General features: G+C 37.3%; 16 protein-coding genes and 2 pseudogenes. 15 read left to right on the top strand and 3 right to left on the bottom strand.

Going from position 1 to position 25,427, the window contains the following annotated elements; translation table 11 throughout:
* Positions 1-254 precede the first annotated feature (254 nt).
* Positions 255-1,184: a ribonuclease T2 gene (locus F6K40_RS25365; RefSeq protein ID WP_293139874.1), complete on the bottom strand. Its 930-nt coding sequence runs from the start codon at positions 1,182-1,184 to the stop codon at positions 255-257.
* Positions 1,185-1,554: 370 nt separating this feature from the next.
* Between F6K40_RS25365 and F6K40_RS25360 the strand changes: the two genes are divergently transcribed.
* Together F6K40_RS25360 and F6K40_RS25355 are read left to right on the top strand one after the other, a co-directional pair.
* Positions 1,555-3,981, top strand: a complete 2,427-nt coding sequence (locus F6K40_RS25360; protein ID WP_293139873.1) for an adenylate/guanylate cyclase domain-containing protein — start codon at positions 1,555-1,557, stop codon at positions 3,979-3,981.
* A 299-nt stretch (positions 3,982-4,280) separates the two neighbouring features.
* Positions 4,281-4,760 carry a hypothetical protein gene (locus F6K40_RS25355; protein WP_293139872.1) on the top strand — a complete coding sequence of 160 codons (480 nt, stop codon included), beginning with the start codon at positions 4,281-4,283 and terminating at the stop codon, positions 4,758-4,760.
* 458 nt (positions 4,761-5,218) lie between these two features.
* On the opposite strand, the gene F6K40_RS25350 is transcribed toward F6K40_RS25355, so the two are convergent.
* Complete coding sequence (locus F6K40_RS25350; RefSeq protein WP_293139871.1) at positions 5,219-6,724, bottom strand: phytoene desaturase family protein; 1,506 nt, start codon at positions 6,722-6,724, stop codon at positions 5,219-5,221.
* A 738-nt stretch (positions 6,725-7,462) separates the two neighbouring features.
* Here F6K40_RS25350 and F6K40_RS25345 point away from each other — a divergent pair.
* The 5 genes from F6K40_RS25345 to F6K40_RS25325 all read left to right on the top strand — a co-directional run bounded on the left by F6K40_RS25345 (position 7,463) and on the right by F6K40_RS25325 (position 16,892).
* Positions 7,463-9,112 carry a hypothetical protein gene (locus F6K40_RS25345; RefSeq protein WP_293139870.1) on the top strand — a complete coding sequence of 550 codons (1,650 nt, stop codon included), beginning with the start codon at positions 7,463-7,465 and terminating at the stop codon, positions 9,110-9,112.
* Positions 9,113-9,122: 10 nt separating this feature from the next.
* Positions 9,123-9,272 carry a hypothetical protein gene (locus F6K40_RS25340; RefSeq protein ID WP_293139869.1) on the top strand — a complete coding sequence of 50 codons (150 nt, stop codon included), beginning with the start codon at positions 9,123-9,125 and terminating at the stop codon, positions 9,270-9,272.
* Positions 9,273-9,408: 136 nt separating this feature from the next.
* Positions 9,409-9,648 (top strand): hypothetical protein, encoded by a 240-nt coding sequence (locus tag F6K40_RS25335; RefSeq protein ID WP_293139868.1) that lies wholly within the window; start codon positions 9,409-9,411, stop codon positions 9,646-9,648.
* 536 nt (positions 9,649-10,184) lie between these two features.
* Positions 10,185-11,180: a pentapeptide repeat-containing protein gene (locus F6K40_RS25330; RefSeq protein ID WP_293139867.1), complete on the top strand. Its 996-nt coding sequence runs from the start codon at positions 10,185-10,187 to the stop codon at positions 11,178-11,180.
* 510 nt (positions 11,181-11,690) lie between these two features.
* Entirely contained in the window at positions 11,691-16,892 is a 5,202-nt protein-coding gene (locus tag F6K40_RS25325; RefSeq protein ID WP_293139866.1) for a P-loop NTPase fold protein, read from the top strand.
* Here F6K40_RS25325 and F6K40_RS25320 read toward each other — a convergent pair.
* Positions 16,852-18,273 (bottom strand): RNA-guided endonuclease InsQ/TnpB family protein, encoded by a 1,422-nt coding sequence (locus F6K40_RS25320; RefSeq protein WP_293139865.1) that lies wholly within the window; start codon positions 18,271-18,273, stop codon positions 16,852-16,854. The genes F6K40_RS25325 and F6K40_RS25320 overlap by 41 nt on opposite strands.
* A 79-nt stretch (positions 18,274-18,352) precedes the next feature.
* Between F6K40_RS25320 and tnpA the strand changes: the two are divergent.
* The 8 genes and pseudogenes from tnpA (at position 18,353) to F6K40_RS25280 (ending at position 25,039) form a co-directional block, all read left to right on the top strand.
* Positions 18,353-18,767 (top strand): annotated as a pseudogene (tnpA, locus tag F6K40_RS25315) (IS200/IS605 family transposase).
* Between the two features lie 96 nt (positions 18,768-18,863).
* Positions 18,864-19,676, top strand: a complete 813-nt coding sequence (locus F6K40_RS25310) for a P-loop NTPase fold protein (protein ID WP_293139875.1) — start codon at positions 18,864-18,866, stop codon at positions 19,674-19,676.
* Positions 19,677-20,346: 670 nt separating this feature from the next.
* Complete coding sequence (locus F6K40_RS25305; protein WP_293139864.1) at positions 20,347-21,375, top strand: PstS family phosphate ABC transporter substrate-binding protein; 1,029 nt, start codon at positions 20,347-20,349, stop codon at positions 21,373-21,375.
* Between the two features lie 256 nt (positions 21,376-21,631).
* Positions 21,632-21,956: pseudogene (locus F6K40_RS41640) on the top strand (NADPH-dependent FMN reductase).
* Positions 21,957-22,131: 175 nt separating this feature from the next.
* The gene (locus F6K40_RS25295) at positions 22,132-22,614 is read left to right on the top strand and encodes a phosphatase domain-containing putative toxin (protein WP_293139863.1); all 483 of its coding nucleotides are present in this window, start codon (positions 22,132-22,134) and stop codon (positions 22,612-22,614) included.
* Positions 22,615-22,952: 338 nt separating this feature from the next.
* A complete protein-coding gene (gene arsC, locus F6K40_RS25290; protein ID WP_293139862.1) occupies positions 22,953-23,345 on the top strand; it encodes an arsenate reductase, glutathione/glutaredoxin type in 393 nt (130 codons plus the stop codon).
* Between the two features lie 101 nt (positions 23,346-23,446).
* Entirely contained in the window at positions 23,447-24,460 is a 1,014-nt protein-coding gene (locus tag F6K40_RS25285; protein WP_293139861.1) for an ArsJ-associated glyceraldehyde-3-phosphate dehydrogenase, read from the top strand.
* Positions 24,461-24,901: 441 nt separating this feature from the next.
* The gene (locus F6K40_RS25280) at positions 24,902-25,039 is read left to right on the top strand and encodes a hypothetical protein (protein WP_293139860.1); all 138 of its coding nucleotides are present in this window, start codon (positions 24,902-24,904) and stop codon (positions 25,037-25,039) included.
* The last annotated feature ends 388 nt before the right edge of the window (positions 25,040-25,427 follow it).

The following is a 25,427-nucleotide window of genomic DNA, read 5'->3' as shown; positions in this document are numbered from 1 at the left end:
ATCCTCCCCATCCACCCCATCCTCCCCATCCTCCCCATCCTCCCCATCCTCCCCATCCTCCCCAGCCTCCCCATCCTCCCCATCCTCCCCATCCTCCCCATCCTCCCCATCCTCCCCATCCTCCCCATCCTCCCCATCCTCCCCATCCTCCCCATCCTCCCACAAGGGTTTCAAGAGTTCCTTATAAGGAATAGCTTAAGGAAGGGGGGCAAGGGGGTTAGGTTCTGAGGATTCCTCAGTTCCATCCAACACTTCTAAAATCCTACAGGATCGACAATTCCACTACTGCAAGAACTTCCACTTCTCGGCAGCAAAACATCCGCCAACTTTTCCCCAAGTAGAGGTCTGCGCATTTTTATTTGCAGTTCACTAATCAACCCACTCTTACATCTGATCTTCACACTTTCCCCTGCACCTTCTCCAAAAGAATTGTCAAAAGCTCTTTCAATTTGAGAGCGAGTAATTCTTTTGCCAATATTTGCTTCAAATAAGTCTTGTACTTCCGAAGTATTAACGTCATTCAATAAATCTACAGAAATATCGTAGTAAGTATCCTCATTTCTACCATCGCAAGTACCATGTTTAATCCATTCGTGGCGATGTAGATAAGACTGCTTACCAGGCATCACTATATCTAATTCAGAGGTAGTCTCTTCATCCAAATCTAAGACTGGTAAATCATCCCAATTTCTGTCCTTAGAATCATTTTGATCTTCATAAGAAACCCCACAATAATAAATTCTGTCAGGCCACAAACCATGTAAGGTAAAGTTAGTCGCATCATAGCGATCTGTAGTTTGGGAAATACATTCAGGTTTGTATTGCTTTGTCTGACAAAAACTAGGCTGCCAACTAATAGCAAGTACATATTCCTTCGCACAACCTTGAGGAGGACAACTTGTTGCAGTTTTCTTTTCTTCTATTGGAGTTATTTCTACATAGGTAGTTTCACTTTCATTGCTACTTTCATCTTCATAGCTACTTTGAATTTCATCCCTACCTTGTCCTTCAGGAGTAAGTTGACCACAGTTTTTGTTGATCCATTTACTTTGTTTACCTACTTTTATGGAAATATAATCTCCAGATTCTTTATTCAATCCGTATGCTTGGTAAACTTTTCCTGGTTCCAGAGTCACAGGTTCACTTTTCTTTTTGATACTTGTGTAAGCTTCACATTTATTCATGGTGAAGTCCCCACGAAGATTGTAGAAGGCCAAAGCTGGGTTTTGTCCAAGTAGGAAAAAACACAGTAAGAATGTGATGATTAGTCTCACGACGTCTCCTTATTTTATGGTTGTTGTACAACTACTTCAATATATCTGAATAAGTAACAGGATACAACCATTAGTTGCAAAATATTCAATACCTAATCCCCTACAGCGCTTTTGCTGATTGATGACCCTAGGTCACAACCAAAACCCAGTAGGGACCTTGCATGCAAGGTCCCTACTAGGTTATCATTTTTTAAATGTGGTTCATTGACCTGAAAACTGCTGTAAAAAAAAATAGACATCTGTAATTATTTCCCCCTACTTTCTACTACTTACAAATATTATGCTAAATGAAGAACTACCAAATCATATTAAAGGACAGCGAACTCTAGCAGCAATTTTATTCACTGATGCGGTCAGTTTTAGTGCTAGAATGTCAGAAGATGAAGAACATACTCTCAAATTAATAGACCGAGATTTGAAATTAATGGCAAATATTTGCCGACAATTTGAAGGTTGCGTTCTTAAATCTACTGGGGATGGTTTATTAATGTATTTCGCCAGTGCCATCCAAGCTGTTGCTTGCGCCACAGAAGTTCAAAAACAACTTACTGAAAATGCTGCTAATTTACCGCAAAAAGATATCTTAATTCACAGAATAGGAATTCATTTAGGAGATGTATTTTTTAGTGATAATGATGTCATGGGTAATGGGGTAAATATTGCGGCCAGACTACAAGCAGAAGCAGAACCAGGGGGAATATGTATTTCTCAAACAGTTTATGATGTAGTTAAAAATAATCTCTCTTTACAAGCAACATTTTTAGGAGAAAAAGAATTAAAAAACATCCGAGATGCTATTCCTATTTATCAAATATTATTAGCATCTAAAACCGCAAGAGAGCAGGTATCTAAAGAACAAGAAATCGAACCAAAGATTCTCAGTCGCCAAGAATATCGCTTTCGACAAATATTATTAAATAAAGTCAAAAATTATTGGATAAAAGGAGTTTTAGAAAGCTCTTTACATGGAAAATTATTCATAGAATTGGGATTTGAAGAACGGTTAGATGCCTTAGAAAGACCTTGGAGTTTAGTATGGAGTGATGGTGAAAATCAGCACAAAACTTTGCCAGTAGGTGCTAAAATTTTTGACAAATTTGAGGAATTGGGAGAAGGGCGATCGCTCTTAATTTTAGGAGAACCAGGAGCGGGTAAAACTACTACTTTATTAGAGTTAGCTAAAGATTTAATTCAGAAAGCAGAATTAAATGTAACTTTACCCATACCAGTAATTTTTAATCTTTCTTCTTGGAGAAATATTAAACAATCAATTGCTGATTGGTTGGTGCAAGAACTCTATAGCAAATATCAAGTATCCAAAGAAATTGGCAAAAATTGGATACAACAACAACAATTACTTTTGTTATTAGATGGATTGGATGAAGTTAGCAGCGAAATTCGGCAAAATTGTGTCGATGCTTTAAATCAATTCTGTCAAGAATGGGGACAAACGGAAATAGTAGTTTGCAGTAGAATTAAGGATTATGAAACTCTTTCCAGTCGTTTAATATTTCAAGGTGCTGTTTATATTCAACCCCTCAGCGAGGTACAAATAGAAGAATATTTGCAAAGTGGTGGTGAGGAATTAAAAGGGTTAAAAATTGCCTTAAAAAATGACCAGATTTTGCAAGATTTAGCTGCATCTCCTCTAATGTTGAGTATTATGACTTTAGCTTATCGGGGAGTAGCAATTGCAGAATTGCCCCAAGGTCATACTTTAGCTCGTTGCGAGGATTTATTTAATACTTATATTGAGAAGATGTTTCAGCGACGGGTGGGTAAAGGTTTGTATTCTCAAGAGAAGACTAAACGATGGTTAATTTGGTTAGCAAAGCGAATGGTAGAACAGTCACAAACTGTTTTTTTAATTGAGAGAATGCAACCCAGTTATTTGACTAAAAAAGAAAAATGGAATTATGCCATTAGCATCGGTTTATTGAGTGGAATCATACTGGGAGGGTGCGCTTGGGTGAATTTAGACTTAATAATGTTTGACAGCACAGCACCCATTACAGGAGGATTAACTGTAGGATTAGGTAGTGGATTAGTTGCCACACTTTTATTCGGATTAATTGACCATGAAATTAATCTAGTTGAAACCTTCAAATGGTCTTGGAAAAAAGCTCAAGAAAATTACAAAACAGGGTTATTAGTAGCTTTGCTTGTAGGACCTGTAATTGGGATCGCTAATGCTTTAGTAACTGCTTCAGTAGCAAGTTGGTCTGTAGGAATTAACCATGGATTACTGAGTGCAATCCCTTTTGGTATAGGTAGCGGTTTAATTTTTGTGCTGTTGCGAGGATTGACTGGTTCTAATATTGAAACAACTACTACTCCCAATCAAGGAATTTGGGTATCTGGGAAAAATGCGGCAATTTTTGGATTGCTGGGAGCTACAGCATTAACCGCGATCGCGCTCGCTGTTGATTTTCCGGTTTTATTTGGAATTAGTTTGGGATTAATGTTTGGGTTATTTGGTGCGGGAGAAGCGTGCTTGCAACACCTAATGTTACGAATTTTTCTCTACTATAAAGGTTACATTCCTTGGAATTATGCTAAGTTTCTCGACTACGCTACTGAACTGATTTTTTTACAAAAAGTAGGTGGTGGATATATTTTTATTCACCGTCTTCTTTTAGAACATTTTGCCAATAAGACTTTCTTGAGTAAGAGAGTAGGGGAGCAGGGGAGCGGGGGAGTCGAGTAGAGTGGGAAATTGCGCTGTTCACAAACTATGGTTGAACTGTCAAAAATTACTCAGTCTTCCCCTAAGCGGATTTTTTGAGGAAGTTGAGGTTTGAAACCTCTTGGTTCAGGGTTGGGACTTCAAGGTTTCAGGTTTTGGCCTCTCAGTTGACTCTTACTCTAACCACTTATACTTTTTCAGCACACTCTCTTGTTGACAAAACCAAATTATTGGTTTATCTTTGTTTTTAGGTAACCAGACTGTAAATGTTATAGTAAAAAAGTACATTTTACTATTGGTCAATAGTTAAGGTAAAAATCATGGGTACTAAACAAGCGTCTATTTTATTAGGTATCTCTCGTCAACGTTTATTAGTTTTACTTGCTCAAGGAAGAGTCAAAGGAGCCAAAAAAAATGGTAGATTCTGGAAAATTCCAGTATCTAAAAGTGGAATGCCGAGAATAATTCCCGCTCGGCGCGGTCCCGAAGGTATCTGGCGCAAGCAACAAGCGAAGAAAGCACAAATGATTCATGTTAATCAACACAACATTCAAGGTAATAAAGGAAAGCCTCCAGAGCAATTTCAACCAGTAGTGTCTCTCAAAGACAGCAAGCGCAACGATTATGGTTATGAGTTATATATTTCAGGTCCTTGCTATATCGTGTATCGACCTTACAAACCAGCAAATTGTGGTGCTCATGTCTGGATTGAGACTTATGAGGCAGTGCAATTTCTAGATACTGAATTTAACCTAGATCCAAGTAATGCAAGGCAACGGAGCAAACAACTTGCCCTCTAGTCTGGTTTCATTCGTCACGCTTGTTGATCACCAAAAAATATTTATTCGCTCACAGCAGCTCAACTGACAATAACTTCAGCAGGCTTTGTGCTGTTTGTGGGAAATCGTCATTTGAGTTATCAGTTATCAGTTATCAGTTATCAGTACCTCGCGAAATAAGGAGGCTTGAAATACGGAATCTTCTTTTTTTATCCTCTTAAAATTAGGAGGCGTAACTACTACCTAAATTTTTCGGTCACAGTATTAAGATTTTGATCTTCCTATTTTTTCACAAATCATTTCGGATGGCTGTAGAATCCATTTGGTATCTTTTGAAAAAGTTGAGGTTGTTATTAGTTATCAGTTTGCTTGAAGTTTGAAACCTCTCGGTTAAGGTTTGAGACATCTCAGTTGAGGTTCGAAACGTCTCGGTTGAGGCGATCGCCACTCCCAAACCCCTACTCTCTACTCCCTACTCCCTACTCCCTACTCCCTAACAAAGCTAAAGACTTATCAACAGAAACTAAAGTATTCGCACAAATAACTCCAGAAGCAGCAACTGCTGGCACACCAATACCAGGCATTGTACTATCTCCCACTCGATACAAACCAGGAATAGGAGTTTGAACTCCAGGAAAACTACCTTTACCAGCAGCAATGGCAGGTCCGTAAGTTCCCTGATAACGACGCAAAAAGCGAGCATGAGTCAGAGGTGTACCAATTAACTCCAGAGTTATACGTTGGCGAATATCGGGAATTACCTTTTCCAATGCTAAAAACAAAGATTCTGCTTTTTCCCGTTTCCGTTGCTGATAAGATTCATCTTTTTGCCAACCAGAAAAAGATTCCAAAGTATAAGCATGAACGACATGATGACCTGGTGGTGCTAAAGTAGCATCCCAAACGGAAGGAATAGAAATCATACAAGTATTGCCAGGAACAGAAATATCAATATCTCCATCCAGAACAACTACATGATGTCCTGTCAAATTCTCTAAACCATCGGAACGAATGCCTAAATGTAAGTGCATAAAACTTTCCACGGCAGGAGTCGCTAAAGCAGGTTCGCGGAAAGCAGCAGGTAAATCTTCAGGTTGCAGCAATTTAGTATAGGTATCCCAAATCGTAGCATTGGAAATAACAATATTAGCCCTAATAACTTCATCTCCTCGTAAACGCACTCCTACAACTTTGCCTGATTCTATTAATATTTGTTCGACATGAGTATTCAAACGTAATTTACCGCCCCAACGTTCCAAACCTCTAACCAAAGCATTAATTATTGCCGCACTACCACCGATAGGATATTCAATAACCGAGTTAGAACGTTCTCCAAACATAAACGCCACTTCTGGAGCAACAGTACCATCAGCTTTCAACCCAGACAGCAGAAAACATTCCAAATCAATTAAACGGCGCACCCAAGAGTCCTTTACCCACTTATCCATGATTTGTCCAACGGAACCTCCTATATCCCCCAGGGAAGGCAACATCTTCAGTAAGGATAGTCCATATTTTCCCAATAAAATTGGTATTAACCAAAAATCAGCTCTTAAAGCTATAGGCGGAACTTCTTTAAGACCAGCATACAACCGTAAAAGATTATCTTGAAAAAGTTTTAATTCTTGAGCGCCTTGAGGAGTGAATTTAGCAACGGCTTCTAGATAAGATGACCCATCACCATAGACTGGCAGAGTACCTTCAGGAAAATGGTAATGTCCAAGAGGATCGTAGACAACTGTCTCAAGAGATTCGCCCAAAATATTGAGGACTGTTTGTAAAGGATTAAGACTATTAGGGTCAGCTAACCCACAATAAAAAGATGGACCAGAGTCAAAATGGAAGCCTTGACGGGAGAAACAGTGAGCTGCCCCTCCAGGAATACTATGACTTTCACAAATTACTACGTTTTTGCCATAGTAGGCGAGCATTGCTCCAGCAAGTAAGCCTCCTATGCCACTACCAATTACAATCGTATCTACCATATAAAATCTTTTTTGACAATAGTTATAATTAAAGCTTGTAGTAGGACTTGAGGAATAGGTATAGATATTTTATAGGCTAGAGCAAAACTATAGCCATAAGAAATGATTTGTGAGAAAAAAACTGTAGGGGTTTGGTCTCCAAATCCCTTTGTGCTTGGGGAAAGGAGACCAAACCCCTACAATAAAATATTACAACCTATTTAGGATTACTATACAAAGAAAAACTTTTCGATCACTTATTATTCGGGCATCATATTATATAGCATTTCTCAGCAATCGTGAGGTACACCTATCTTTATTTTTTCCTATTCCCTATTCCCTATTCCCTATTCGCTGTTCCCTGTTCCCTGTTCCCTGTTCCCTGTTCCCTAAAACCAAGGAATTTTGTACCTCACGCTTCTTGGGAATTGCTATATTACTTTGATATTTTGAACATTTTTGTCATCATAGTTATATCATTTATAATAGCTTGATTATAGTTTATAGTTAAACTAAATCAAAGACAGCAATTAGATCAGTATTTTTGGCTAAAACTGAGGTTGAAAAACTGACTATTATCAGTAAATTATATTATGTCCGGTAGCATTGTTTGTGTTCAAAATTCAGTTTCAATTGGAAGAAAAGCTTCTGCCTGCTGCCTTACTTCCAGAAGAGAATAAGTATTCAAGCGGACATGATATTACCCGAAACATTCAATAATTAGAAAAATATTTTACAGATTATTTAGGAATCAAAATTATGGAATCATTTTCAATGATAGATACAGTAGTTAAAGAATTAGAAAAAGATGCAGATTTAATCAGAATCAAGAAAGTAATTTATTTTGCTTGTGAAGGTATATGGGAAAATGATGAAACTAAATTAGAAGAAATTAACCTGAAGGAATTAATAGAAGAATTATATAATAAAACTGGGAATCTAGAGACCTTAGATCGTCGGTTGTCTCGAATAGTTTCTAAAGTTAATAAAAAAACAGAATATAGTTTATTAGCACAGAAAATTATTAGGAGTGTGGGGAAACTATATCCTGAAGAAGAAGAAGAAGAAGATATGACAGTTATGGAATCTAGTCCGAACTTGAATATTGTGGGTTCAGACGATCAAAGCATTTTCAAAGAGAAATTAGTAGCAGAAGAATCCTATTTAAGAGACCCTGGAAAATTATTTGATGCCCGGGAAAAAATCATGCAAGGCACTAATCCATTAAAAGCAAAAATTCTGATTTTTTCTACCGTAGAACATAAATTTAATTTTAGTGAAAGGGATTGGTTATTACTAAAAGCAAAAAACTTAGATGGTTTACTCAGACAAATATTTAATTTATGCTTATCTATAACAGACTTAGAATCTTCTTTATATAGAACTGCTAATAATTTTGAAGACCCAGACGAATATACTCAAGTAGCTAGTGTAATTATTAACGCTTTAACTGCTAGCTATTCAGAAGAAAATATAGTTCTCGAAAGGGAAGCAGAAGTTGACAAATCTGAAGCATCAACATCAGAGATAAAAAGAACTGATATAGACAGTAATAATTATTTTTACAAAGGTGGTATTAGTCTGGTAGGTCAAAAAGAGTCAGAAATTACAAATGAAGAAAACGAAGAACAATCTATAAATTCATTAGCAGGAATCATAAATCAAACGGAAGAAAAAAATCTTGCCGACTTAATTAACGATTCACAAACAGTATCTGCTATACCAACAGAACCAAAAATAGTAACTCAAGGTCAATATAAAAAAGCTTCTCTAGGAGAAAAAAATATCCTAGATTCAATCAAACAAAAATTAGAGATAGATAATGAAGTTTCGGCATTAGTAAATCAAAAAGTAGATGCTGTAATGGATGCTATGGAAGCACAATTTATTTCCCTAGAAGAAAGCTTAAATGACCTTTTACAAGGTGAACCAGAAGAAAAACGTTTATCATTAAAATATACAGCTTTAGGAGATTTAATTAGTAATATACAGGATAAGTCTACAAAATTTAGAGAAATTCTCAGGCAATTAGAAACAGAAGAAAGGAAAACACTAAATCTCAATAATTATAGCAATACTATCAATCAAGAATTAGAGCAAGACAAAGAAATTTATGATGAAAACCAACAAGATATTATTGAATTAGCAACTCAAGGAAATCCCAAGGCAGTTGCTATAATAATTAATCAATCTCTTCAGCAACAAGGTATTAAAGTTATAGCTGGTAGAAAAAATAATTATCTACATATTGTTCTGGAATCAGAACAAGTTCCCAATCAAGAAATTGTTACTCCAGTAGTGCAAGAAAAAATTGCTAGTTTAAAATCAGAACATCTCAAAAATGTCAAAATTCATGGCAGACAATTAGGCAGTAAATCAATTATTTGGACACAAACAATTTCGTTTTAAGGAATAGGAAGTGTGGGAGGTGTGGGAGGTGTGGGAGGTGTGGGAAGTGTGGGGAGTGTGGGGAGGGTGGGGAGTGTGGGAGGTGTGGGAAGTGGTAGTTACTTGGGTATGTTTTTTACCGAAAAATTGTGGTCTAAAGCCTCCCCTTTTAAGGGGATAAAAAAAGAACATATTCCCTATTTCAAGCCTCCTTATTGCAGAGGTACTGATAACTGATAACTGATAACTGATAACTGATAACTGATAACTCAAATGACCTTTGTTGTAAAAGTCGATCAAAAAATCTTAAATATAAAATGGATAAATATGGCTTTCCGCGCCAAGGTTATAAGGCTAAAAAACCTGTACCAGGTTGGAAAACTGGAGACATAATTAATGTTGTGAAGGGCAAAAACGCTGGATTGAAAGGAGTCAGGATTAAAACTGTCAGAAGCAAAGGCAATTTTGATGTCCGACACAGAGATAAAATTTTGTCTGTTTCTCGAAGCCATATCCAACCTATTCACTCTGGAGATGGATACAATTACTCGTTTTGAGTAGATTTTTTCTAAGAGTAAGTAGGTAGGCTTAATTATCGGTACAATAGCAATGAAAATTCACGGGCGGTGAGAAGCTATTAGGAACTTGCTTCTAGGTTCTTTTTCAAATTTTTTATTTTAACCTTTATTTATGCCTACCTACTTATAGCAATCCTAAATAGGTTGTAAGATTTTATCGTAGGGGTTTGGTCTCCTTTCCCCAAGATCTAAGGATTTGGACACCAAACCCCTACACTTTTTTCTCACATCTAATTCCTGATTGCTATAGAAAAGAAGAAAAACAACTTTCAATAATGGATAATGGATAATGGATAATTACCTCTCCCTAAAAGGTCGAGGATTGACCAAGAAGGAAAAAATTTATTTTTTTCCCTTTAAAAGAGGAGGCTTTAAACCTGAATTATTTAATTATTTAATTATTTAATTATTTAATTGTTTAATTGTTTAATTGTTTCGGTAACTCTTTAACTTGAGAAAGATTATAATTGAGAAATTCATAATTTTTAATCTGATAATTATTAAGGAAAATCATAATGAGTAGTGGTGAAATTCTTAGGAAATATGCAGCAGGAGAAACTAATTTTCGAGGTATCAATCTCAAAGGTATCCAATTAAATAGAGCAGACTTAATTGGTGCAAATTTTGCCGAGGCCGATCTTCAGGGAGCAGACTTAGTGCTGGCTTTTTTGAATCGAGTTAATTTCCAACGGGCTAATTTAATTACTGCTAAACTTGCTGGTTCATATCTGACTCAAGCTAATTTACAGGCTGTTAAGATGTCTGATGTCGATCTTCATGGGGCAAACTTACAGAATGCGGACTTGCGAATGGCCAATCTAGAGTTAGCAACTTTAGTAGATGCTAATTTAGGTGGGGCAGATATGCGAGGCATTAGTCTCCAGGGTGCTGACTTGCGTGGTGCTTATATGCGTGGAGCAAATCTCCGCCATGAAAAACGAGCTTATAAAATAGCTAATCTTCGGGGAGTAAATCTGCGAGATGCGGATCTACGTAATATTGATTTGACTGGAGCTGATTTAACTAAGGCTGATTTGAGAGGGGCAAATTTGACTGAAGTTTTGCTGAGAGAGGCTAAATTAACTAAAGCGAATTTAGCTGATGCAATTTTGGATGGTGCATTTTTAACGGAGGCTAATTTGTCAGGGGTTAATTTATCTGGGGCTAGTTTAACTAATACTAAGTTTGAAAGAGCTGGATTAATGGATGCACGTCTGAATGATGCTGACTTAACTGGGGCGGTTATGCCAGATGTAAAGTTGGGTAAGGCTCAGTTATTAGGGGCTAACCTAACTCGAGTGAATTTAATTAGGGCTGATCTGAGTCGAGCTAATTTAAGTCAGGCCAATCTCACTCAGGCTGATTTAACTGATGCCTATCTAGCAAAAGCAAATTTTCGTAATTCTAACCTGAGTGACTCTATTTTAACTAGGGTTGAATTAAGTACGGTTAATTTAAGTGGCGCTCAGTTGCGTGGTGCTTCTATGCCTAATGGGGATGTTCACGACTAAGTCAGGAGTCAGGAGTCAGAATGAGTAGCTTCAATTTTGAGAATTATTAGCAAAATTTGTAGTAGACTTTTTCATCTTAAATGATGCAATAGATGTAGGTTGGGTTGAGGTGCTCACACAGATTATGGCACGGATACACAGATTAATTAAGTAAGCGGTTGTTGGCTCTCAGGACGAAACCTAACAACAATCTTCCCCGACTCGGAGGGGTTAGGGGTTGGTGCCCCATCTCCCTAATGCACAGTTTTAGCTGTGTCGATCTATATATGGTTCAATACGGTTCAGTTAAGAATTTTTTCGGCAGTTCTGTAATCTAAAGAGCTACTCAAATGGTTGGATAGTTTATGAATTTTACTCTGATCTGTTTGCACAGCATTCCGAAGGAAACCATTTTGTATTATGGTTGGGTTGAGGTGCTCAACCCAACCTACGTTTATTGCAGCATTTTAGCTGTGTCGATCTGTTAAAAACAAAAGATAACGATGAATTTGCAAAAATCAAGAAAGAGTTATGGAAGAAACAACAACGCCAGGAAACTCGGAGAATAAGGTAGAGGAACAGTTAGCTGAGGAGCTATTAGCACAAGTTGAGAAACTCCTGAAGCGAGCATCTGATTTGTTGCCCTCTTCTTCAGAGGTATTGAAAGATGCTTTGAATATTGCGGGAAGCATTGAGGATGAGTATTTCCGCTCCGAAGCATTAGCAGCGCTCGCCCCGAAATTACCAGAGACACAACGCGTAGAAGTCTTGAAAGAGGCTTTGAATGCTGCCCAAGAAATTAAGCATGACTATTACTGCTCCGAAGCATTAGCAGCGCTCGCCCCGAAATTACCAGAGACAGCAACAGAATTGTTAAAAGAGGCTTTGAATGTTGCCCAAGAAATTAAGCATGAGTATTATCGCTCCAAAGCATTAGCAGCGCTCGCCCCGAAATTACCAGAGACAGCAACAGAATTGTTGCAAGAGTCTTTGCAGGCTGCCCAACAAATTCAGGATGAGTATCCCCGCTCCCAAGTATTAGCAGCGCTCGCCCCGAAATTACCAGAGACAGCAACAGAATTGTTGCAAGAGTCTTTGCAGGCTGCCCAACAAATTCAGGATGAGTATCCCCGCTCCCAAGTATTAGCAGCGCTCGCTCTGAAATTACCAGAGACAGAACCAGAATTGTTGCAACAGTCTTTGCAGGCTGCCCAACAAATTCAGGATGAGTATCCCCGCTCCCAAGTATTAGCAGCGCTCGCTCTGAAATTACCAGAGACAGAACGCCTAGAAGCGTTGAAAGAGGCTTTGAATGCTGCCCAACAAATTCAGGATGAGTATTACCGCTGCCAAGCATTAGCAGCGCTCGCTCTGAAATTACCAGAGACAGAACCAGAATTGTTGCAACAGTCTTTGCAGACTGCCCAACAAATTGAGAATAAGCATTCCCGCTCTGAAGCTTTAGCAGCGCTCGCCCCGAAATTACCAGAGACAGAACGCCTAGAAGCGTTGAAAGAGGCTTTGAATGCTTCCCAACAAATTGAGAATAAGCATTCCCGCTCTGAAGCTTTAGCAGCGCTCGCCCCGAAATTACCAGAAACAGCAACGGAATTGTTGAAAGAGGCTTTGAATACTTCCCAAGAAATTCAGGATGAGTATTACCGCTGCCAAGCATTAGCAGCGATTACTCTGAAATTACCAGAGACAGAACCAGAATTGTTGCAACAGTCTTTGCAGACTGCCCAACAAATTGAGAATAAGCATTCCCGCTCTGAAGCCTTAGCAGCGCTCGCTCTGAAATTACCAGAGACAGAACGCTTAAAAGTTTTGAAAGAGGCTTGGAATGTTGCCCAAAGCATTCAGAGAGAGAAGTATCGCTGCCGAGCGTTAGAAGCGCTCGCCCCGCAATTACCAGAGACAGAACCAGAATTGTTGCAACAGGCTTTGAATACTGCACAAAAAATTCAGAATGAGTGGTATCGCTCCCGAACATTAGAAGCGCTCGCTCCGCAATTACCAGAGACAGAACCAGAATTGTTGCAACAGGCTTTGAATACTGCCCAAAGCATTCAGGATGAGTATTACCGCTCCCAAGCATTAGCAGCGATCGCCCCAAAACTACCAGAGACAAATGAACGTTCACAGAAGTTAAAAGAAGCTATTGAAATTACCGAAAAAATAAGTTCTGATGATGAGAAAGTCAAAGCTTTATCTGATATTGCCAAAGAATTTCTTGGATTTGAATATGGGCTTCTACAAAAGATATTAGAAATTGGGTTGACTATTCCAAATAAAGCATTACAAATTAAAGTCTTTAATGATGTAACTGCTAACAATTTTTACCACATTTTTATAGCTGAAGAGTTATCTAAAATTGAGCCAATACTCGAATCAGATCATATTTTATTAATTTTACCTCTAGTATTAAAGTTACCTGAAAATAGTGGATTTAAAATATTAACTCCTTTCCTTAAGCGCTTTTCTGAAGAAATAGTTCAAAACTTACCGAAAAACAAATTGCCTTTTGCTCTGGAAATAGTAGAACAAAAAAAGTTTCAAACTGAAGATGAAGTTAAAACAAGATTTTTAAGTGCATTAGCTCCACGATTATCTATGCGTCTTTTTCAAGGCTCATTAAAAATGATCGAAGAATCAATTAAAGACGATGGATATCGTACTGATACATTCTGTAATTTCGCTCCTTATTTACCAGAAGCAGAATTTTTTGAAGCATTAGAGTTTATCAAGCAAACTATTCAAGATACTTCAAAGAAAATAGAGGCATTTGAACAGATTATTCCTCATTTATCTATCCCTTATTTGGTTGAAGTGTTGAAAATTCTAAATAAAGAGGAAACTCTATTCAATGATTTAGATAAAATAATAATCTTGTCGTTTGTTTCTGATTCCATGTTTAAAAAATCAGCTTGGGAGGAAATTCCTTCGGAGTCTCAGGATGATTTTCAATCTTTAATTAATGATATTATCAATTTAACTACAGAAATTTTAAATAATAAATATGACAAGGAATATCACGAAAATATTTTGGCTATTTTTAAAAAATTAGCCCCTTTACTGAGCGAACAAAAAACTTCAGAAACTTTGGGTAAGCTGAAAAATATTAACTTTGAAGAAAAAGATGAAAAACAAAAATTATTCTTTGAAATTTTATGCGTTCTTGCACCTCTATTTCCAGATTGTAGCAATCTAGTAGAAGAATGTATTAATTGTATTTATTCAGAAACACATCAAAAAATAGTTAAGTTTTACATTCCTGGATGGCTAGAGCAAAATGAAGATAATGTTCGGGAAATATTAGATTCTGAAGATACTTCCATAGATTTAGCATTGCATTTGGCTATTAATTCTGCCAATTATTCTCGAAAAAAATATGAAATTTACGCTTTAAGGAAATTAGTAGACTTTAGTGATTCACCAGAAAAAGTTTTAAATAAACTGGATTTTTTCATCCCTTATTTGTCATATAAACAACGTTTTTTGGCAATAGATATAGCTCGAAATCCTAGCAAAAATTACAAGAATGATAATGAGAAAATTAACAGATTAAGAGTGGAAGTATTAGTTAACATTGCTTCTAAATTTCCTGAATTTCGTCAAGAGGCGATCGAGGAAATCAATGAGCTTAAAATTTTCGGCGATAGAATTGCTCTACTCAGTAAATTAGCGATTGAAATCCCGGAATTGTTATTAACTATTCTTAAAAAAATTAGAGATGCACAAGAATCCAATAAAATAAGAAAGCAACAAGATAGCCAAGAATTTTTATTAAAAACTCCCCAAGATGAAGATGAAATTACCGAAAGAGATAGAAAAGAAATTCTAGAGTCTTTAGCAGTTCATTTACCGAACCGGATTAATAGAGAAGTTAAGCGAAATAATAATATTACAACTGAACTTTGGGAGCGTGCTATTAAACTTTTAGCTCGTAGCTATCGTGATGCTTTACAAGCAGGAAGTCTTCGCAATGAATCAGCGCAAAATGAAGACTACCTTAACCTCAAAGATGAAATTAATTCTCTTTCTGATTTGCTGTTAATGCGGGATTTAGACCCACCGATGACGGTAGGTATTCTTGGGGGTTGGGGTCGTGGTAAGTCTTATATTATGCACTTGATGCAATCTCATATTACAGAGGTTCGGAGTAGAGCTGTTACTGAAGAAGAAGCTTGGAATTCTGACCCTAATCACGAAAAATTGTCTCCTTATGTTGGTCATATTTATCAAATAAAATTCGATGCTTGGACTTATGCTAAATCTAATCTTTGGGCGAGTCTAATGCAGACTATTTTCTTGGAATTGGATCGGCAAATTTCTCTTGAAGCTAAAATAACTGAAGTTCTTAAACAGCTCGATCAAAATAAACGAATTGATATTGAAGGTAAAATCTGGGAGGTTCTCTACAAAACCAGTGATGAGGATCGAAAATGGTTTTTGGAACGAGTATTAATAGATAGAAGGTTACTAGAAGATTTATCAAAAATTCAGGGGGAAACGACTGGAAAATTATGGGAAACATTGAATGATACTCAGAAGGAAGCTATTGAACAATTCAAGAAAACTCAAATTGAACTTGAAATTGCTCGTTCAGAACTTGATGCTAAAAAGGCAAAGATTCGTAAGGAAGTAAATGATAAATTTGCGCCTCTCCTGAAGTGGCAAAATAATCAAAGTTCCCAAAGAATATATGCTTTCCTGGGTACATCATTTATCTTGCTCGAAAAACGAATTGGGTCTAAATTATTCAAAAATATTTATCAGGATATTCAGCAAAAACTTTATGGTGATTCTGAGAAAGATAATGGTGAAAAAACAGGTTTATGGAACAAGCTCAATGAAACTGTAGAAAAACTTGAAAGTGCTAGGCAAGAATTAGCAGAGTTAGAAAAAGAAGAACCTAATTTATATCAAAAATCTAGTCAAAAAACTGATGAAGATTCTGACTCAAATCAAAAGAAAGATAAAGATGAGATTGAGAATAAAATTGATGAATTTTTACTGGAAATTGAAGCAACAAAATTTGAGATTAATACTGTTGCTGCTAATGTTATTGATACGAAAAGCTGGAACATAAACTTTTCAACTGGATGGCAGTGGTTTAAGAAAAATTGGCTACTGCTGTCGCTATTCCTAATTTTCTTTGTTTTACAAATAATATTATTGGCATTTTTTGGAATTAATATTATTAATATTGGTCAAGCAAATTTTCTGAAAATGTTAACAGCTATTGCCGCTCTGATTACACCAATTTTACCTACTTTTGTAACTTTAAGGTCATTATTCCGCAGTGGTAGCAAATGGTGGGAAGAAACCCAACTTGCTCTACACGAGTATGAAAAATCAGTGAAAAATAGCCATAAAAATCTGGAAAATACAATTGAATCAAAACTTAAAAAACGATTGCAGCAAGACTCAGAATTACAACAACTAGAGAAAAATGTTAGTCAATTAGAAACTCAAGTTAAACAACAGAAACAAGCACTACCAGCTAATCAATATGCTTCCTTGAACGACTTTGTGAGCGATCGCCTCTCATCAAAAACCTATGCCAACAATCTTGGTTTAATGCAGCAAGTCAAAGAAGACTTATCTGACTTGAGCAACAAACTTTTACCACCCAAAAACCAAAGTCTAAACCCTAAAATTAGCTCATTGACATACTCCCGACGCTCCCCTACGGGAGAGCGCGGGATTCTTCAGTCAGATAAACCCTGACCGCAGTTTTAACAGAAGTGATGTCCTCCTCCTGTGTTGATAACAATCCAATTTTTTGTATTAGGAGTGCCGAGTTATAGTCTCTGTCTAGTTCCTGTCCACATTTAGGGCATGAATGCCAACGCTCAGATAAGCTTTTAGACACTTGACTCAAACATTCCCAACAATGTTGAGACGTACCTTTTGGGTCTACTTTGACAACTCGCTTACCCAGTTTCCAGGCAACATACTCTAAGACTTGAACAAACTGGCCAAAAGCTGCATCTTGCAAAGACTTATTTAATCCCGACTTGGCTGATTGACCGTTGGCTAAAAATTGACCATTATCACCTAACTTTGCTTTGCAACGTCGAACTAAATTAGTTATCTGTAAGTCTTCCAAGAAAATAACACTTACATCACTAAACAGATGATAAGCTAATTTGAATTGCCAGTCTAGCCTTTGTCTAGCAATTAATTGATGTAGTTTAGATATTTTTTGCTTGAGTATTTTCCAAGCCCTAGAATGTTTTAATTTCTTGGCTAATCTTACCTGAAGTTTAGACAAACGATGCTCAGAGAGCCTGAAAAATTTAGGTACTTCTATAAACTCCCCATCAGATGTAACAGCGTAGTGCAACAATCCCAAGTCAATACCTTTTGAATTTTGTTCGGTGGGTTGAATTTCTGCAACTTCTACAGGTACACTTTTATCTTCTATCGTGAAGCTGATATACCAACCATCGGCTTCACGAATTACTGTACCTGTCTTAACCTTGAATCCTACTGGTATTGAGCGATTATACACAAAAGGGACTAAACCAATTTTGGGTAAACTTACACAATATCGACCATTAGCATTTTTGACAATACTAGAGTTTGATAACTGAGGATAACTAAAAGAATTATAGTAATATTTACCTTTGAATTTAGGTTTACCAGTGGTTTTACCCTTCTTATCAGGTTTGGTGAAGTTATCCATCGTAGTTTGTACACGTTGAATAACATCCTGCAAAACCTGGGAGTGGATAGACTTATACTCAGGGAATAGTTTTTTTGTTTGTGCTAGGTCTGCTAGTTGAACAGTCTCCCAAGCTACATACCCATTTATGATGTTAGGATGCTTTTCACCTTTTTTCGTTACTGGATTGCCGTTACTATCTTTCTTTCTGCCATCTCGTGTTTGTGTTCTAAACTCTGGGATGTTTTGATAAATTCGTTCTATTGGCACTACTGAAACATTAAGTGGACAAGCGTTTACTGGTGTACGGGTTGCTTCAAACCAATTTAACCTTTCAGCTAAACGATAATTATATTGCTTCCTGGCCATTTCTAACCAATTAGATATAATCACCGCTTGCCTTTTATGTGGTTTCAACTTGTACTTATATTTCAATAGCATACAGAATCGACCTAATTTCTATACATCTGTTATTGTAATTACTGTATATATAATTGTCAACAGCTATAATAGAATAATTATGAAAAAAGATTTTGTATCTAGTGGTAGAGCTGTATCTGATATGAAAGCTCCTAAACGTCTTAGTGACTAAATATAGGAAAAAAGTAATCAATCAGGAGATGCTCAAACGATTAGGAGAAATAATAGATAATCTATGCACTAAATGGGACTGCAAACTAATAGAATTCAATGGAGAAGCCGATCATGTACATTTGCTATTCCAATACTACCCACAGCTAGAGTTACCTAAATTTGCTACTAATCTAAAATCTGTCAGTAGTAGAAGACTTAGAAGTGAGTTTCCGCTACAAATCAATAAAGCTTACTTCAAAGCCGTATTTTGGAGTGAATCTTATTTTATTGCCAGTTGTGGTGGTGTTAGTGTCTCAGTTCTAAAAAAGTATATAGAAAATCAGGATGAACCACACAAATAACGCCCGGCTTTCATCCCGACGCTCCCCTACGGGAGAGCGCGGGACTTCCCGCCGGGGTAGTTAAAAGAAGTTTTTCCCAGGGGGCCAGCTCGTGTTATTGTCTATATTGACGACCTAGACCGCTGTCCTCCAGATCGAGTAGTTGAAGTTCTCGAAGCCATACAACTTCTGGTGAAAACTCCCCTATTTATCGCTGTCCTTGCTATTGACGAACGTTATATTAGTCGAGCCTTAGAAAAATATTATCAAGGTGTTCTTTCCCATCGTGGTAGTCCGTCCGGTACAGATTATCTAGAAAAAATCATCCAAGTTCCTTACCGAGTGCGTCCGATCATAGCATCTAATCTAGAAGAATATTTACGTTCTCAAATCATTATTCAAGACAACGGTATGGGGAGAGCAAAATTCAGCGAATTTAGTCGCCAGGAATTCAATCTGGTATTAGAATGCTGTAAACAAGTTGACCTCTCTCCGCGTACTCTCAAACGCCTGATCAATGTCTATAAATTATTCAAAGTAGTCTGTCGTACCCGTGGTAACAAACCCAGTCATCTTGTGCAGAAAGCAATTATCGCCTTATTCGCTCTTTCTGGTAGATATACTCACCTGATGCGTAGTATTTTCAATGATATGGAAACCTGCTTTGAAGAAAACCGGACTTCTAAAAAAGCCAGAGAAAATTTGCAAACTTTACATCTTGAGACTTATGTGCGTGACTTTTTTAAACATTGCAAACTAAGCGATCGCGATAAATATCTTGAGCATGAGTTTCAGAAACTCAAACATGACGCTTTATATACGACTATTCTGCCTAGTAAACTTACTTTACAAGAGGTAACTTACGAAATATTCAACCTGATCCGTTCATTCTCCTTTGTCGGAGAAGTTGGGTATTCTGAAGACTCATAAGCTTTGATTTTGACTTTTATAGCGCTACGCGAAGCGTGAATAGGGAATATTCAATAATTAGGGTTTGCAGAAAAAGTCTTATGAGTAAGGAGAGGAGACAGGAGACAGGAGACAGGAGACAGGAGGAGTGGGGAATGAGCGAGGAGGCAGGAGGAAGAATTATCCCTTGATTTTTCAGCCAATAGTCAACTTAAAATCCTAACTGGAGGAGCATAAAGCAGCTCACGCACCAGGTATTTCTGACGATAAAAAAGACTAATATCATGTTCGGATAATCAGTTATAAATAAAATTTCAGCTCTGACAGTAGAGAAAGGATAGGAGACAGGAGACAGGAGACAGGAGACAGGAGGAGTGGGGAATGAGCGAGGAGGCAGGAGGAAGAATTATCCTTTGATTTTTCAGCCAATAGTCAACTTAAAATCCTAACTTGAGGAGCATCAAGCAGCTCACGCACCAAGTATTTATGACGATAAAAAAGACTAATATCATGTCCGGATAATTAGTGATAAAAAAGCTTGCTCCTCCTTCATATCCCAAAATTTTCTCCTCTTCCCTCCTGTCTCCTGTCTCCTGTCTCCTGACTCCTCCCTAATGAAACTCTTGACAAATCAAATTTTTTGTTATATGTATCGTATGTCCAACATATCAAATTTTCTTGGAATGACAGCATGAAGGAAAGCCTAAAAGTCCTGGTGAACGGTCTCAAGAAAAAGACCCTCACCATCGGAGTAGCACTAATACTAAGTGCTTGTGGTTCTAGTCAGCTAAAACAACCACAACCGATAAAAATTGATGGCTCTAGCACGGTATACCCCATTACCCAAAAAATTGTAGAAAAATTTAATGCCACCGACAAACCTGATGTAGAAGTCAGTGCCAGTTTTTCCGGTACAGGAGGAGGATTTAAAAAGTTCTGTGCTGGAGAAACAGATATTAATAATGCTTCGCGTCCCATACTTCTAGATGAGATGGAAACTTGCAAGCGAAACCAAATATCCTATATTGAACTACCTATTGGTTTCGACGCTCTAAGCATCGTCGTTAACCAGGCAAATACCTGGGCTAAAGATATTACTGTTGCTGAATTAGCCAAAATGTGGGGACCTGAAGCGCAACGAAAAATCACTAAATGGAACCAAGTGCGCTCTTCATGGCCAGATCAACCATTACAACTATTTGGTCCTGGTGCTGACTCTGGAACTTATGATTATTTTTCCGAAGCTATCGTCGGAAAGGGGAAAGCTACTCGTAGCGACTACATAGCTAGTGAAGATGATGAAGTGCTAGCACAAGGAGTTAGCAATAACCCCAACGCTTTAGGTTATTTTGGTTTCGCCTACTATGTAGAAAATAGAGACAAACTAAAATCTCTAGGTGTTGATAGCGGTAATGGGCCGGTATTACCCACTAAAAGTTCTGTAGAACAGGCACAATATCAACCTCTAGCAAGACCGCTGTTTATTTATGTAAATGCCGTATCAGCACAAAATAACCCATTAATGAATGAATTCGTTGACTTTTACATGAAAAATGCTCAAAAAGCTGTGACTATCGTAGGTTACATTCCGTTTCAGGAAGATGACTATATGAAACTTTATCGCAACTATCACAAAACAAAAGTAGGAACTGTGTTTGGTGGGGAAGCACAGCTCAACTTAACCATTTATGAAGTTCTCACGAAACGAACAGAATATTAATTAGACAAATTATGGCGTTGGTGAAGCGCGTGTCTGATATTAATCTTAATTATTTAGGAGTCAGGAGTGGTAGGGGTGATTCGCGTTTGCTCGCATGAGTACGAAATCGCCCGTACAGGAGTTAGGAGGAAAGAAAGAAGAAGAAAGAATAGTAGAGGGAGAAAGTTTTTTGTTGGCGCTTGCTATCCGGACAAGAAATCATACCTCAAATCACCAATGCCATTATTTATCACTGTTCATCCAGACATAATATTAAATGGCAATGGAAAATTTCGATCATCCTCCTAAAATTTTATTTCTATATGGTTCTTTGCGCGAACGTTCCTACAGTCGTTTGTTGGCCGAAGAAGCTGCGCGAATTATTACAGAAATGGGGGTAAGTTTGGTCTTCACCAGAGATGCATGGTAATATGACAGGTATTCTCAAAAATCAAATTGACTGGATTCCCTTAAGTGTTGGTGCAGTTCGCCCAACTCAAGGAAAAACCCTAGCACTGATGCAAGTTAGTGGAGGTTCCCAGTCATTTAATACGCTTAACAATATGCGAGTTTTGGGCCGCTGGATGCGGATCTGTGGATGAGAAACCGCCGACGGCCTCAGTAGAAGCAGGAAGTAAACATTAAAATGTCACTTGTTATGACGTTTTATATCGGTTTTATGAAGCAGGAATTGTACAAGTTTACACTATTATTGCGAGACAAGATTGATTATTTAACAGACCGCTATAGCGAACGTAAAGGAAAGGAAAACTAACAATGGAACAACAAACAACTCAACCGATAGCAGAAAATTTGTGGTGGGTGATTCCTGGTAAACTAGCAGGAGTTCGGAAACCAACAGCAGAAGAGTTGCCAGAATTACATAAATTAGGTATTGGGGCAATAGTCTCTGTGATTGATGACTCTTCTAATTTAGAACTTTATGAACAAGCTAATTTACCTCACCTGTGGTTACCAATTAAAGGTGGAACTGCACCAAGTCGAGAACAAGTTCAACAATTACAGGATTTTGTTAATAGTCAAAATCATGCAGTTGCAATTCATTGCACTAATGGCAGAAGACGAACAGCTACTGTTCTTGCCGGGTATTTGATTAATGCTGGTTCATCTGATGATGAGGCAATGGAGATAATTTTAACAGCAAATCCAGAAATTGATTTACGGGAATCTCAAAGTAGCTTTTTACAAGATTTAGCCAAAAATCAAACAAGCACTCAGGAGTCAGCACTCAGCACTTAGCAATCACAGGATTTACGCATGAGATAAGATCCGGTTGAATACTGTTATGTAGTTGGGGAGATGCGGAGATGGGGGGATGGGGAGATGGGGAGATTGAACTGTAGATAGAATTATGAACATATAATAGACATCTAGGAAAAAACCAGGTTTCTGAGTTTGTCTGCGTAATATCATGTCCGGATAATTAGTGATAAAAACACTTCTTTCTCCTGGTACATTCTTTTCTCCTGTCTCCTGTCTCCTGTCTCCTGTCTCCTCCCTAATTATTTATAACTATTCAACCGGACATGATATAAGTCCTAATTTAATGGTTATCTAACAGAAAAATGAAACGAGTAATGTTTGTGTGCAATAAAAATTCTGCCCGTTCTCAAATGGCAGAAGCATTTGCTAATTGTTTAGACCAAAATGGAAAATTTACTTTTGTTAGTGCAGGAATAGAAGAGAGTTCAATTCATCCACTTACTATTCAGGTTATGTCTGAAGTTGGAATTGATATTTCTCAGCAAACTTCTAAAAGAATAAATAGTTTCAACTCTCAAGATTTCGATGTTGTTGCTTCTATGTGTGGTTGTGGATCTATGTTACCTCCAGAATGGCTAATGGTTGAAGAATTTCAGGAGTGGCAAGTTGCCGATCCTGAAGGCAATTCTATAGAGATATTTCGACAAGCTCGAGAGGAAGTCAAACAACAGGTAGAATATTTATTAATGTTTCTGCGTCTTAAATGAGTAAAAATATTTGAACAAAAATGCAATAACTGATAGTTGACAGATCAATACTTACCTGATAACTGGTAACTAAAATAACCACCTTTAAAGGAGAAAAAAACATGGCAATGCGCATTGGAATAAATGGATTTGGTCGTATGGGAAGGTTGGCACTCCGTGCAGCTTGGGAATGGCCGGAACTAGAGTTTGTTCACATTAATGAAATTAAAGGAGGCACCGCAGCAGCAGCACATTTACTTAAGTTTGATTCTGTACATGGCAGATGGTTGCCGGAAGTAGAGGCAGTAGGTGAGCAAGTAATAATTGATGGTAAACCTCTCAGTTTCAGTGAATATTCCCAACCAGGTGATGTTCCTTGGGAAAAATTTAGTGTTGATATTGTGTTGGAATGTTCTGGCAAGTTTAGGACTAAAAGCACTCTCGAACCTTACTTTCAGCATGGTGTAAGAAAGGTGATTGTTGCGGCACCAGTCAAGGAAGAAGCTTTAAATGTAGTCATGGGTGTTAACGATAATCTTTATGAACCTGAAAAACATCATTTACTTACAGCAGCTTCTTGTACCACGAACTGTTTAGCTCCAGTGGTGAAAGTTATTCACGAAGGATTAGGCATTAAACATGGAGTTATTACTACTATCCATGACAATACTAATACTCAGATTATTGTTGATGCACCTCATAAAGATTTGCGTCGTGCCAGAGCTACGAGTCTTTCACTAATTCCTACTACAACTGGTTCGGCAACAGCGATCGGATTAATTTATCCAGAGCTTAATGGTAAGTTGAATGGTTTAGCAGTGCGAGTTCCTTTGTTGAATGCTTCTTTGACAGACTGTGTATTTGAAGTGGTTCGCCCTACTACAGTAGAAGAAATTAACAATTTATTGAAAACTGCATCGGAACAACCGCCGCTCAAAGGAATTTTGGGTTATGAAGAACGTCCTTTGGTTTCTGTTGACTATAAAGATGACCCCCGATCTTCTATTATTGATGCTCTCTCAACAATGATAGTAGATGAAACTCAAGTGAAAATTTTGGCTTGGTATGACAATGAATGGGGTTATGCTAATCGTATGGCAGAGTTAGCTCGAAAAGTTGTTGTGAGTTTGAAATAGACAAGACTTACCCAAAGCAACGTATTTATGTTATTGTGACCGGAGAAAAGCCATCTCGCAAAACCCATGAGATTGCTTCTTTATTTCAAGCTCCCCTATTACAGGAGGTACTGATAACTGATAACTGATAACTGATAACTGAAATTGCCGGAGAAAAGTCATCTCGCAAAACCCATGAGATTGCTTCTTTATTTCAAGCTCCCCTATTACAGGAGGTACTGATAACTGATAACTGATAACTGAAATTGCCTGAGGGAAGCCATCTCGCAAAACCCATGAGATTGCTTCCCCCTCCTATTACAGGAGGTACTGATAACTGATAACTGAAATGACCGTCGCAATGACAAATGCAGTGATTAATTACCTGGATTATGTATTACAAATGTACCTAATAAATGATGGCTAAATGCTTACAATAAATCAAATAAAAAGGAGAAAAATATGACTGAAGTTTCTATGACAATGAAAGATATTTCTAAGCACAGAGCAATTCCAATTATAGAGAATTTCCTCGCTACTGATCGTTTTTTTGAAAGTTTAGAAAGAGATGAAGCGCAATATATTTCGATACTTTTCTGAGAAATTGTTCTCTAGAAGAGTTACAAGAAATGACTGAGGAAATACTTAGTTATAAAATTAGACGTATATTAGGAGGATGAGTATTATATGGATTAATAAGTGATTTAACTCCTGAAGAAATAGAAGAGTTTGATGCAGCAGTTCGAGATATGAGGAAAAGCTGTTCAATAATTAATAATTAATAATTAATTATTACCTCTCCTTGAAAAGAAGAAGATTGACTAATTATGAAAATTTTTATTTATTATCCCCTATCCAAGGGGAGGTTTTAAACCAAAAATTTTCGGTAATAGGATATTTATTAGATACAAATATTCTCTCTGCTCTTATTAAACAAGATTCTAAACTATTGTTTCGGCTTGATAATGTTAATTATAGAGATCGTAAG

The organism is Okeania sp. SIO3I5 (genome assembly GCF_010672085.1).
Classification (GTDB): domain Bacteria; phylum Cyanobacteriota; class Cyanobacteriia; order Cyanobacteriales; family Microcoleaceae; genus Trichodesmium.
The sequence above is the reverse complement of the archived record's forward strand: the minus strand, read 5'-3'. Positions and strand labels throughout refer to the sequence as shown.

Bases quoted from the DNA above. Each gene is read 5' to 3' on its own strand.
- F6K40_RS25335 (WP_293139868.1), top strand. From the start codon at position 9,409: ATGGATAAATATGGCTTTCCGCGCCAAGGTTATAAGGCTAAAAAACCT.
- arsC (WP_293139862.1), top strand. From the start codon at position 22,953: ATGTTTGTGTGCAATAAAAATTCTGCCCGTTCTCAAATGGCAGAAGCA.
- F6K40_RS25360 (WP_293139873.1), top strand. From the start codon at position 1,555: ATGCTAAATGAAGAACTACCAAATCATATTAAAGGACAGCGAACTCTA.
- F6K40_RS25330 (WP_293139867.1), top strand. From the start codon at position 10,185: ATGAGTAGTGGTGAAATTCTTAGGAAATATGCAGCAGGAGAAACTAAT.
- F6K40_RS25320 (WP_293139865.1), bottom strand. From the start codon at position 18,273: ATGCTATTGAAATATAAGTACAAGTTGAAACCACATAAAAGGCAAGCG.
- F6K40_RS25280 (WP_293139860.1), top strand. From the start codon at position 24,902: ATGACTGAAGTTTCTATGACAATGAAAGATATTTCTAAGCACAGAGCA.
- F6K40_RS25295 (WP_293139863.1), top strand. From the start codon at position 22,132: ATGGAACAACAAACAACTCAACCGATAGCAGAAAATTTGTGGTGGGTG.
- F6K40_RS25365 (WP_293139874.1), bottom strand. From the start codon at position 1,184: ATGAATAAATGTGAAGCTTACACAAGTATCAAAAAGAAAAGTGAACCT.
- F6K40_RS25355 (WP_293139872.1), top strand. From the start codon at position 4,281: ATGGGTACTAAACAAGCGTCTATTTTATTAGGTATCTCTCGTCAACGT.
- F6K40_RS25325 (WP_293139866.1), top strand. From the start codon at position 11,691: ATGGAAGAAACAACAACGCCAGGAAACTCGGAGAATAAGGTAGAGGAA.
- F6K40_RS25350 (WP_293139871.1), bottom strand. From the start codon at position 6,724: ATGGTAGATACGATTGTAATTGGTAGTGGCATAGGAGGCTTACTTGCT.
- F6K40_RS25285 (WP_293139861.1), top strand. From the start codon at position 23,447: ATGGCAATGCGCATTGGAATAAATGGATTTGGTCGTATGGGAAGGTTG.
- F6K40_RS25305 (WP_293139864.1), top strand. From the start codon at position 20,347: ATGAAGGAAAGCCTAAAAGTCCTGGTGAACGGTCTCAAGAAAAAGACC.
- F6K40_RS25345 (WP_293139870.1), top strand. From the start codon at position 7,463: ATGGAATCATTTTCAATGATAGATACAGTAGTTAAAGAATTAGAAAAA.